General features: G+C 62.7%; 5 protein-coding genes. 2 read left to right on the top strand and 3 right to left on the bottom strand.

The window, feature by feature from the left end; translation table 11 throughout:
* The 3 genes from ACXJ7R_RS20950 to ACXJ7R_RS20940 all read right to left on the bottom strand — a co-directional run.
* The coding region (locus ACXJ7R_RS20950) for an arylsulfatase (protein WP_457153514.1) at positions 1-1,516 on the bottom strand (1,516 nt) is incomplete at its 3' end.
* A 369-nt stretch (positions 1,517-1,885) separates the two neighbouring features.
* Complete coding sequence (locus ACXJ7R_RS20945) at positions 1,886-3,166, bottom strand: GNAT family N-acetyltransferase (RefSeq protein WP_457153513.1); 1,281 nt, start codon at positions 3,164-3,166, stop codon at positions 1,886-1,888.
* Complete coding sequence (locus tag ACXJ7R_RS20940; protein WP_457153512.1) at positions 3,166-4,566, bottom strand: oligosaccharide flippase family protein; 1,401 nt, start codon at positions 4,564-4,566, stop codon at positions 3,166-3,168. The genes ACXJ7R_RS20945 and ACXJ7R_RS20940 overlap by 1 nt, the downstream gene beginning before the upstream one ends.
* Before the next feature lie 307 nt (positions 4,567-4,873).
* Between ACXJ7R_RS20940 and ACXJ7R_RS20935 the strand changes: the two genes are divergently transcribed.
* Together ACXJ7R_RS20935 and ACXJ7R_RS20930 are read left to right on the top strand one after the other, a co-directional pair.
* The gene (locus ACXJ7R_RS20935) at positions 4,874-5,224 is read left to right on the top strand and encodes a hypothetical protein (protein WP_457153511.1); all 351 of its coding nucleotides are present in this window, start codon (positions 4,874-4,876) and stop codon (positions 5,222-5,224) included.
* Positions 5,199-6,935 (top strand): N-6 DNA methylase (locus ACXJ7R_RS20930; protein ID WP_457153510.1); only part of this gene is annotated, 1,737 nt, incomplete at its 3' end. The genes ACXJ7R_RS20935 and ACXJ7R_RS20930, both read left to right, overlap by 26 nt.

Below are 6,935 nucleotides of genomic sequence, written 5' to 3'. Positions count from 1 at the left end.
GATACGTCCGATCGAAGCGCCACCTGATATATTCGGCCCCTTCATGCTGGGCGCGTTCAAACGGATCGGCTCGCAGGTCGAAGATTTTGGGCACCCGCAAGGCTACGAACGGTTCCTGCCACACGTCGAAGCCCTCCGCCCGCTGCTCCAGGAAAAGGATCTTCCAACGGTCATAGCGCAAGGCGGCGAGGTTTCCGTCGTCGGTCCAGTAGAAGAACTCCTTGCGAGGGTCGGGGCCGGTACCGGCCAGCAGATCGTGCTGGTCGTAACCGTCGAGGTGGACCTTGAAGGTCTTGCCCGCAGCCTCGTAACCGGTCAGGAGCTTCTCCTTGACGTCCGGCTCGCCGGCTGCCGCCACCAGAGTCGGAACCCAATCCTCGTGCGAGACGATGTCGTTGATCTCTGTGCCAGGCTTGACGACCCCCGGCCAGCGGATCATGCCGGGAACGCGGTAGCCGCCCTCCCAACTGGTGTTTTTCTCGCCATGGAACGGCGTCGTGCCGCCATCGGGCCATGAAAAAACTTCGGCGCCGTTGTCGGTGGTCCACAGCACGATGGTGTTGTCGGCAATACCTAGATCGTCCAGCTGCTTGAGAATCTGGCCGATATAGCCGTCGAGTTCGACCATGCCGTCAGCCTCCAGTCCCAAGCCGGTCTTGCCTTCCGAGTCGGGCTTGAGATGGGTGTTAATATGCATGCGGGTCGTGTTGAACCAGCAGAAGAATGGCTTACCGGCCTTGTGCTGCCGATCGATGAAGTCCTTGGCCGCGCCCAGGAATTCCTCATCGACCGTTTCCATGCGCTTTTTGGTGAGCGAGCCTGTGTCCTCGATTTTCTGCTTGCCGACCCGGCCGAAGCGGGGATCTTCGGTGGGATCATCCGTGTCGGTGGCGGTGCATTTGAGCACGCCGCGCGGGCCGAATTTCGCGCGGAACTCTGGCGATTTCGGATAGTCCACATTCTCCGGCTCTTCCTCGGCATTGAGGTGGTAGAGATTGCCGAAGAACTCGTCGAAGCCGTGGACGGTGGGCAAGAACTCGTTGCGGTCGCCGACGTGGTTCTTGCCGAACTGGCCGGTGGCGTAGCCCTGCGGCTTGAGCAACTCGGCGAGCGTCGGGTCCTTCCCCGACAGTCCTTCCGGGGCGGCCGGCAGACCGACTTTGAGCAAGCCGGTGCGGAAGCAACTCTGCCCGGTGATGAACGCCGCGCGTCCCGCGGTGCAGGACTGCTGGGCGTAGAGGTCGGTAAAGATTGCGCCCTCATTGGCGATGCGGTCGATGTTGGGCGTGCGGTAGCCCATCATGCCTCTGTTGTAGGCGCTGATGTTCCAAAAGCCGATATCGTCGCCAAAGATGACGAGGATGTTCGGTTTGCCACCCGCCGCCTGCGCGGGCTGGATCGACGGCCGCGATGTGAGGGTGGCGGCTGCCGCCGCTAGCGCGGTGCCTCCAAGCAGGACGCTGCGTCGGCTGAGGGTACTGCTATCGATTTCGTGTTCTTGCTGCTGTTTGGCCATTGCTCGCTCCCTTGGGCACGCCTACCCAAGCCAGTCTTTAGCGGCCCGACATGATGTCACCCTGCGACTGGCGATGACGCGAGGTAAGTACGTTACTGTTACATCTCGTGGCGTAATCAAGGTGCGCCCTTGATTGGCGTGGCTCTTCGCCAACCCCGGCCGTGCCGATGCCCGAATATGCCGGCGGCGCGACGGGATGAAGGCCAGAAACCGGGTGATCCCTCGGCGACCGCACGGGCGATCCCGGCGGTCGTGGATGCGCTGGAGCGGTCGCTGCGCCTGTTCCCAGGGGGACGGTTGCCGAACAGGCCTATGCCAGGCGCCTGGCTACCTGGGAAGCCTGGGCATCGGTTACCACCAAGCTCTGGTCTACCGCCGTCCCAGCAGGCTCTTCATGCGGATGCGCAGCAGGCGGGCCATGTTGCGGGTTTCGCGGTAGAGATGCAGCTGCGAGGCGGCCTGGCGGGTGAGGCGATCGGCATCCGGCGTCAGGCCGATCACCAGCGTGCCCATCGGCTTGCGCTCGGTCCATAGCCGGCTCATCACCGGATGGTCGGGCATGGCGCAGGAATCGGTCATCATGATGTTGGGATCGTCGAGATGCTGCCTGGTCACCTCGATCATCAGCAATGTGCCGGGCGAATAGGCGGCCAGCGTCTCGTCATAAGCCGTCTTCCAGGTGTAGGCGACGCCGGCTTCGACGTACACGATCAGGCAAGCAATCGTGCGGCCGTCGAGCGTCAGCGAATGGATGCGGCACATGTCCTGTTCGGCCAGCCGGTGCACGGCCTCGCGGGCGAAGGCGGCGCGGTAGCGGTCGATCGCCATGGCGGTGCGTTCGCGGCCTTTCCAGCCGGCCGCTTCCAGCGTCAGGAAGCTTTCGATGGCGTGGCGGATCTCTTCAGGGCCGCGCGCCACGACATGCTCCAGTTTGCCGAGGTCGCCGAGGCGCCGCTTCAGCCGGCGGAACTCGCGAAAATGATGCGCGCGCAGCGAGGCCTTCAGATACTCGTCCCCGTCGGCTTGGCTCTCCAGCGCGGGGCGCTGGGTCTGGCCGGTGGTGACCAGCATCAGGCCGCGCGTCTCGGCCACGGTGGCGAACAGGCTGGCCACCGGGCCGTCGAGCCGGATATCGGGCAGGACGAAGACTTTCGGCAGTTTCAGGTGCGGGCGCGAGAGCATCGAGAAGAAGTCCTCGACGACGCCGACCGGGTCGTCGCGGTCGACCAGCGGCGTGCCGAGCGGACCGAACGGGCTCGACCATGTGCGCATGACCGGAACGCCGAGCGGCATTCCCGGCCGTTCCACCGAGAACGGCACCAGAAGGCGCAGCCGGTTGCGGTATTCGTCGCCGTCGCGGATCACCGCCAGCCGCACCTCGCGATCCTCCAGCCGCGGCATGGCCGGCGCCAGGAAGCGTGGGTTGAAGAAGACGTTCGGCTCGACCGTGCGGGTGCAGAGGTAATCCAGTTCCTCGACCAGGTCGAAGCCGGCCGATGCCGGGTAGATGGCGAGTTTGCGCTCCGGCCGGTTGTTGGCGAGGATCTCGATATGGGCGGGGTCGGGGTCGCGGGTCAGCCCGGCGAGGCCGGACACCATGGCGCCGGCGGTGCCGCCGCTGGTTTCCTCAAGCAACGGGATGGCGGCCATCACGCGGCTCCTTTCGCAGGCACGAAGATAAGCATGACGATGCCGAGCTTGCGCCATACGGTGAAGGACAGCGCACAGGCTTCGAAGATCATGGCAAAGGCGGTGGCCATCGCCGCGCCCCACAGGCCGAAATGCGGGATCAGCATCACGTTGAGGCCGATGTTGAAGGCCAGCGTCATGGCATAGACGGCAGCGCAGATGTTCTGATTGCCGCTCATCGTCAGCAGGCTTTCGCACGGACCGACGGCGGCGCGCGCCACGACGCCGAAAACGAGCAGGAACAGCAGCGGATAGCCACTGCTGAATTCAGGGCCGAACAGCACCAGCATCGGCTCACCCAGCGCCAGCACCATCATCGCCATCAGCAGCGAGGGCCAGAATGTCCACGATACGGTCTCGCGGGCGAAGGCGGCGAGCTTTTGCGGCTCGCCATGGGTGAACTGCGCATAGCGCTGGGCAACGCCGGCCTTGACGGCGAAATAGACGAAATGCACCAGCGCCAGCGTCTTGACGGTGGCGAAATAGACGGCGACGTCGTTGGGATCCATATAGGCGCCGACCATCAGCACGTCGGCGTTGGTGAGCAGGAAAAAGAAGCTTTCAACCAGGAAGATCGGCAGCGACACGAGGAACCATTGCGCGAAATGGACCTTCATCGGCCCGGCCGGGATCCGCCTTTCCATGCGTTGGGTAACGCCGATGAGCTGACCGAGCGTGGTGACATACGTGGCGGCGATCGAAGCGAAGATGGCGGTCCTGGCGTCGGGCGCATAGCCGGCGGCCAGCATCAGCGCCATGAACAGCAGGATCAGCACCGGGCGTACCAGATAGGTCGGCGACAGCGCGAACAGCGCCCATGAATTGGCGCGCGCCAGCCCTTGCAGCAAATCGGACATGGCGATCATCGGCAGGCAGATGACGCCGAGGATGAACGGCACCACGTAGTAGTTCTCGATCCATGGCGCGGCCAGCCAGACGCCGAGCGCGCCGAGCCCGGCGATGAGCGTGGAGGCGATCAGCACGAACAGCCGGCTGGCCAGCACGATGCCGCGCAGTTCGGCCAGCATGCCGCGCTCGCGGTATTCGGGGATGAAGCGGATGACCGAGGTGTGGAAGCCGAGGCAGGCGAGGTTGCCGACGATGACCATCGTCACCCAGACGAGGACGAAGATGCCGTATTCGAACGAGCCCATCCAGCGCGCCATCAGCACCTGGCTGACGAAGGCGATGACGGCGCTGATGATGCGGATGGAGAAAGCGATGACCGACATGCGGCCGGCCTCGCCGCGCTCGTCGGCGGTGAACAGCACGGCATCGATGCGGCCAAGCAACGGCCCGATGCGCAGCGCCAAACGCTGCGGCAAGAACCGCCCGGCTGTCGTGGCCGCGGAAAAGCGCACCCCGATTACTCTCCGTTTTCCGCCTCTTTTTCAGGCGTCGGTGTAGCAAAGACACATTAAGAAACGGTTGGGTGAGGAGTGGTCCGCGCAGCGGACGAAAAGCCAACGATTTGGCTTTTCGAGCGACGAACGGTGAAGACCCGGTCCGCCTTCGGGCGGATCAAAAGGTCCGGTGGACCTTTTGAAGGGGATGAAGGCCCGAAGGGCAGGGAGCCATAGCGAAGGGCCGGCACGGCCGCCGGTGCGCAGGACTGGTAAATAAATCTGCTGGCATGAACAGACTTCCCAGTTATGCTTGATTCGCGTCTTGAGGCGAAACAAAACTATTCATGCTCTTGCGCGGCCCGGGGGAGAAATGACGGTAAAGACTGTTGGCGATGCCGTATCCGCATATGGTGCGTCGCTGAAGCCGAAACTGACAAATCCTGCGATTGGTGGTGCGCCAGAAGATCAATTGCGCGGACCGCTTGAAACTCTGGTCCATGAGCTTGCTGCACTTACTGGGCATTTGGCCGGATCGGTCCACTTGGTGGGCGAGACGAGCCTTGCAGGCATCAAGACGCGCCCGGATTTCGCCGTCACGGTCAACAACGCCCTTGTCGGCTTCATCGAGGTCAAGCAGCCTGGAAAGGGTGCGGACCCGCGCCATTTCCAGTGACTCTCACGACAAAGACCAGTGGAACAAGCTGAAGTCGCTGCCTAACCTGCTCTACACCGACGGCAATGCGTTCAGCCTTTGGCAAGATGGAGTGCTGCAGGGCAAAGTTGTTTCGTTGGAGGGCGACGTCGTCTCTTCAGGTGCCAAGCTCGCGGCACCAGTCAGTCTTCTCCCGCTGATCAACAACTTTCTTACCTGGGCGCCGATCGCGCCGCCGAACGCCAGACGGCTAGCGGAGGTCAGCGCGCGGCTTTGCCGGCTTTTGCGCGACGAGGTCACCGAGCAACTGGCTCTGGAAAGTGCAGGTCTGACCGCGTTGGCCAAAGACTGGCGCAAGCTGCTCTTCCCCGAAGCGGATGACGCGCAATTTGCTGACGGTTACGCGCAGGCGGTGACGTTCGGACTTCTGGTGGCGCGGGCGCTCGATATTCCGCTGGCCGGCGGAATCCATCTGGCAGCGCACGAACTGAGGAAAACGAATTCACTGATTGGCACTGCGCTTGGGCTGCTGACGGATGATGAGGCCAAYCAGCAGGCGCTGAAGACATCGCTGCAAACGCTGACCCGCGTCCTCAATGAGGTGAATTGGCACACGATCAGCAAGGACAAACCGGAAGCCTGGTTGTATTTCTACGAGGACTTCCTTGAGGTCTACGATAACACGCTGCGCAAGCGCACTGGTTCCTACTACACGCCGCCGGAAGTGGTCGGTGCGATGGTGCGGCTGGTGGACGAGACTTTGCGCGGCCCTTTGTTCGAGCGCCACGCCGGGCTCGCCTCTACCGACGTGACGCTGGCGGACCCGGCGGTCGGCACCGGAACCTTCCTGCTCGGCGTTCTGCGCCGGATCGCCACGACCGTAGCTGATGCCGAGGGCGAAGGGGCTGTGCGAGGCGCGATTGAGGCGGCCGCAAAACGGCTTATAGGCTTCGAACTACAGTTTGGGCCTTTCGCGGTGGCACAGCTGCGACTTATCGCTGAAATGCGGGCGCTAGTGACGACCAAGGGAACTGCAATATCGGTTCCTGACCTCAAACTGTTCATTACCAATACGCTAGGTAATCCTTTCATCGAAGAAGAGACATTTACTCAAGCTGGCGCGGTCGCGAAATCGCGGCGCGACGCCAACACTATCAAGAAGACGCAGCCGATCACCGTGGTCATTGGAAACCCGCCCTACAAGGAAAAGGCCAAGGGGCGGGGCGGCTGGATCGAGGCCGGCTCTGGCGGCAAGACCGTCGCTCCGATGGATTGGTGGACGCCACCGCGCGCTTGGGGCGTAGGCGCGCACACCAAGCATCTGAAAAATCTCTACGTCTACTTCTGGCGTTGGGCGACATGGAAAGTGTTCGGAACGGGAAACTATGCGGCGACCGGTTTTCCCGACAAGGACGAGGAAGGCATCGTCTGCTTCATTTCGGTGGCCGGTTTTCTCAACGGTCCCGGCTTTGAACGGATGCGCGATGATCTCAGGCGCACGTGCTCGGAAATATGGGTGGTCGATTGCTCGCCCGATGGTCACCAGCCGGAGGTCAGGACGCGCCTTTTCCAAGGCGTTCAGCAGCCGGTATGCATTGTGCTGGCAGCTAAGAAGCTGGGAAAAGACAAAGAGAAGCCCGCGCAGGTGCACTTTCGGGCGTTGCCGAAAGGGCGACGCGAGGAGAAATTCGCCGCATTGAAAGAACTGACGCTCAATCCGGGAGGGTGGGAG

The sequence above is a fragment of the Mesorhizobium sp. P5_C1 genome (assembly GCF_054049815.1).
Note: the sequence above shows the minus strand (reverse complement) of the source record. Positions and strands in the feature narration are given on the sequence as shown.

What these genes read in the sequence shown, in the direction of transcription:
- ACXJ7R_RS20945 (WP_457153513.1), bottom strand. Translation starts at nt 3,166, where the DNA reads ATGGCCGCCATCCCGTTGCTTGAGGAAACCAGCGGCGGCACCGCCGGC.